Source organism: Streptomyces zinciresistens K42 (assembly GCF_000225525.1).
Classification (GTDB): domain Bacteria; phylum Actinomycetota; class Actinomycetes; order Streptomycetales; family Streptomycetaceae; genus Streptomyces; species Streptomyces zinciresistens.
On record NZ_AGBF01000326.1, the window covers coordinates 1 to 4,462 of the forward strand.

The 4,462-nt window shown below is 79.1% G+C and carries 1 protein-coding gene; it reads right to left on the reverse strand.

The window, feature by feature from the left end; genetic code table 11:
- Window positions 1-4,318, reverse strand: a 4,318-nt coding sequence (locus SZN_RS35570) for a type I polyketide synthase (RefSeq protein ID WP_244313484.1), incomplete at its 3' end; no start/stop codon positions are given.
- Window positions 4,319-4,462 lie beyond the last annotated feature (144 nt).

Here is a 4,462-nt window from a genome sequence, read left to right on the forward strand (position 1 = left end):
GGCGGGCCGGGGCGGCCAGCAGGTGCGGGGCGCCGGTCGCGACGGCGGTCCGCAGTGCCCCGATCGCGTCCGCCGGGGTCAGGGCGGTCAGCCCGAGGGCGCGCAGCCGGGCCTCGGGCAGGGCCCCGGCGGCCAGGCCCGCCCCGGCGACCGGCCCGAAGCCGATCGATCGCCAGGGGCGGCCCGCCGCGTGTTCGGCGGCGGCGAAGGCGTCCAGGAAGGCGTTGGCGGCGGCGTAGTCGCCGAGCGCGCCCGCGAGGCCGGGCAGCACGGAGGAGACCGAGGAGAAGACGACGCGCACGGCGGGTTCCTGGCCGTGCCGGGTGAGGGCCTCGGCGAGCAGGAGCGTGCCGCGCACCTTGACGGCGAGTGTCCGCTCGATCTCGGCGTCCGACTTGCCGCGCAGCGTGCCCGGTCCGGCCGTGCCGGCCGCGTGGAACAGGCCGTCCAGCGGCGGGAGTCCGGCGACGAGGGCGTCAACGGCCGCCGCGTCGGTGGCGTCGGCGCTCACGTACCGGGCCCGCGTGCCCAAGTCGCAGAGTTCGGCCAGGAGTTCGCCGGGGGCGGCCTCGGTGCGTCCGGTGAGGATCACTTCGCGGGCGCCGCGTCCTGCGAGGTCGCGGGCGAGGGCGGAGCCGAGTCCGCCCGCGCCCCCGGTGATGAGGTAGGTCCCGTCCGCGGGCAGGGCGTCCGGCGCGGCGGACGGCTCCGGGAGGGCTTGGGGCCTGCGGCCGAGGCGGCGGCCGGCGCGCCAGGCGACCGAGCCGCCCGGGTCGGGCGCCGCGTGCACCTCCCGCATCAGGGCGTCGGCGCGCTCGGTGACCGTGTCGCGGGCGGACAGGTCGACGCCGTGCGCGGTGAGCCCGGGGTGCTCGTCGGAGAGGGCCAGGGCGAAACCGTGCGGGAGCGCCCGCTCCGGGTGCGCGCGTTCACCGCCGGTGGCGTGGGCGTCGTGGGTGACGAGCAGCAGCCGGGAGCAGTCGGCGGGCAGCGCGCCGAGCACGGCGCGCAGCGTGGCGACGGCGGCGCTCACGTCCGCCGCGGGGTGCTCGCCGGTCAGCCACACCAGGGTGTCCGCGCCGCCGTCGCCGGGGGCGTCGTCCCCGAGGACGGTCAGCCCGCGGGCGGTCAGCCGTTCGGCCAGGGCCCGGCGCAGCGGCCCCCCGGTCCCCGCGAGCCGCACCGCGCGCGGTGGCCGCGCGCTCGTGGGCGGCGCCTCCTGCCACACGACCCTGCGCACCGGGCCGCCGGCGCCGGAGCGGCGCGGCCAGTACCGGGTCCGCCGGAACGGGTACGTCGGCACCGGCACCCTCGGCCGCCCGGCGGCCCCGGCCGTACGGTCCAGGGCGACGCCCCGGGTCCACAGCCGCCCGGCCGTCTCCAGCAGGGCCCGCACCTCCGACGCGTCGGCGGCGTCGGGGGTTCCCGTGGTCAGCACCGCCACGTCCGGGGCGTCGTGCGCCGCCGCCGCGGCGCGGACGGCGCCGCCCAGTGTGCTGCCGGGGCCGAGTTCGACGAAGGTGTCGTAGCCCTCGTCCAGGAGCCGCGCCGCAGCCGCGCCGAAGCGGACCGGTTCGGCCGCGTGGCGCCGCCAGTGGGCGGGGCCGAGGTCGGGCGCCCAGGCGGCGGTGAGGGTGCTGAGCATGGGCACGGCGGCCGAGCCCGCCGACAGGGCCTTCGCCGCCTCCCGCAGCGGATCGAGGACCGGCTCGACGAGCGGGCAGTGGAAGGCGTGGGAGACCCGGAGGCGGCGCGCGGCCGTGCCGCGACCGGTCAGCTCGGCGAGGGCGCGCGCGACGGCGTCCTCGGTCCCCGAAACCACCACGTGGCCGGGCCCGTTGACGGCGGAGATCCACAGTGCGCCGCCGGACTCCGCGACGAGGGCGGCGACGGTGTCCTCGTCCGCCCGGACGGCGGCCATGGCGCCGGGGCGGGCGAGTTCGCCCATGAGGCGCCCGCGCTCCGCCGCGAACCCCACGGCCTCGGCGAGCGTCAGCGACCCGCTCACGCACGCGGCGGCGATCTCGCCCACGCTGTGCCCGGCGACCGCGTCGGGGATCGCGCCCCACCGCGCCAACTGCCGTGCCAGGCCCACTCCGTAGGCCACGAGCAGCGGTTGGGCCACCTCGGTCCTGGCCAGGTCCAGCGGATCCGTGCGGGGGTCGAGGCACCAGTCGGCGAGCGCGCGCCCGCGCACCGGTCCCGTGAGGGACGACGCCTCGTCCAGGACCTCGCGGAACGCCGGTGCCGCGCGGTACAGGGCCCGCCCCTGGCCGGGTCGCTGGGCTCCCTGTCCGGGGAGCAGGAACACGGTGCGCGGCCGGGACCGGGCCACCGCGCCACCGGCGGCGCGCGCGGCGTCCAGGCGGTCCGCGAGATCACCGTCGGCGACGACCGCGAGCCGGTGGGGGGCGTCGTCGCGGGCGGTGTCGACGGCCGCGACGATCCCGGGTTCGGACAGTTCCGGGTGCGCGCGCACGAACACGGCCAGGTCGCCCGCGGCCTCCCGCAGGGCGTCGGCGTGGCGGGCCGACAGCCTGAGCAGGCGCGGCCCTTCGGCGGGCGGGACGGTCTCGGACCGCCGCCGCGGGGCCTGTTCGAGGACGGCGTGGGCGTTGGTGCCGCCGAAGCCGAAGGCGTTGACGCCCGCGATCAGCGGGCCTGTGCCGGTCAGTTCGGTCCGTTCGGCGGCGAGGACGAAGCCGGGCGCGAGGCGGTCCAGGTACGGTGCCGCGGACGCGGCGTGCGGGGTGGGCGGCACCTCCCGGTGGTGCAGCGCCAGGACCGTCTTGACCAGGGCGGGCAGCCCGGCGGCGTTGAGCAGGTGCCCGAGGTTCGCCTTGACCGAGCCGAGCGGGCGGGGCCGCCCGTCCGGCCGGGGCGGGAAGGCGCGCCCGAGGGACTGCGCCTCCACCGGGTCGCCGATCGGGGTGCCCGTGCCGTGCGCCTCGACGTACGCGACCTCGGCGGGGTCGATGCCGCACTCGGCGTAGGCCCGGGTGATGACCTCGTGCTGGGTGCGGGGGTTGGGGGCGAGGAGGCCGAGCGAGCGGCCGTCGTTGGTGACGGCGGTGCCGCGCACGAGGGCGAGGACGGGATCGCCCTCGCGTTCGGCGTCGGCGAGACGGGCGAGTACGAGGACCGCTCCGCCCTCGCCGGGGACGATGCCGTCGGCGCCGGCGCCGAAGGGGCGGCTCCGGCCGGTCGGGGAGAGGGCGCCCGCGCGGGCGAGGAGCCGGTGCCCGGTCGCCGTGAGGGCGAGTTGGACGCCGCCGACGACGGCGATGTCGCACTCGCCGCCGGCCAGGCTGCGCCGGGCCAGATGCAGCGCGGTGATCGCCGAGGAGCAGGCGGTGTCCACGGCGAGGGCCGGGCCGTCGAGGTCGAGGAACTGGGAGAGCCGGGCGGCGGTCAGGCTCGGCAGGTTGCCGGTCAGCGCGCCGGGATGGCCCGCGACGTCGCCGTCCGCGGCGCCGGCCAGGACGTCGCGGTAGCCGCTGTCGCCGACCGCGGCGAACACGCCGACCCGGCGCCCGGCCCGGCACGGTCCCGCGTACCCGGCGCGTTCCAGGGCCTCGTGGGCCAGTTCGAGGAACATCCGCGCCTGCGGGTCGGTGGCGCGGGCCTCCTCGTCGTCCATGCCGAAGAATCCGGCGTCGAAGTCGGCGGGGGCGGCGAGGAAGGCTCCGGCATGCCCGGCGAGGTCCGGCGTCCACCGCAGCCGTTCCGCCGGCGCCTCCCCCGTGACGTCGCGGCCGGAGAGCAGCAACTGCCAGAACTCCTCGGGTGTTTCGGCGCCGGGGAACCGGCAGGACATGCCGAGGACGGCGAGGGGGTGCGGCACGGCGGCCGCGTCCGGTGCTGCGGGCGCGGCGGGCGCGGCGAGCCCGTCCCGGGCACCGGCCGCGGAAACGGCGGCACCCGGTACGGGGGAGGCGGCCACGGCCGACTCCTGTACGGGGAGGGAGCCGTTGCCGTCGCCCCCCTCCTGGGCGAGCCCCGCATCCTGCCCGGTGGCCGAGCCCCGGGCGGCGCCCCCGGCGTCCCGCCCGACGCGGCCCAGCAGTTGCGCGGCCAGGGCCGTCACGGTGTCGTGGTCCCGCAGGACGCGCGGCTCGACGGTGACGGACAGGTCGTCCTCCAGGGCGGCGAGCACCGTCATCGCCTTCAGCGAGGAGCCGCCGAGGGCGGGGAACCGGTCGTTCGGCCCGATGTCCGCGGGGTCGAGGTCCAGTACGCGCGCCCAGATCCGCCGTACCGCGTCCTCGACCTCGCGCCGGGAGAGCGGCACGCCCGCGCGGGTCCGGACGCCCGTCACCGACTCGTGCCGCTCACCGCCGGGTTCGGGCCGCCCGGCCGGCTCCGGGCGGCCCGCGGACGGGCCGTCCGGCGCGGCGTCCCCCGTCCCGCGCACACCGCCACGCACGCCCTCGCGGCCGTCGGCAACCGGCTCGGCGGCCGG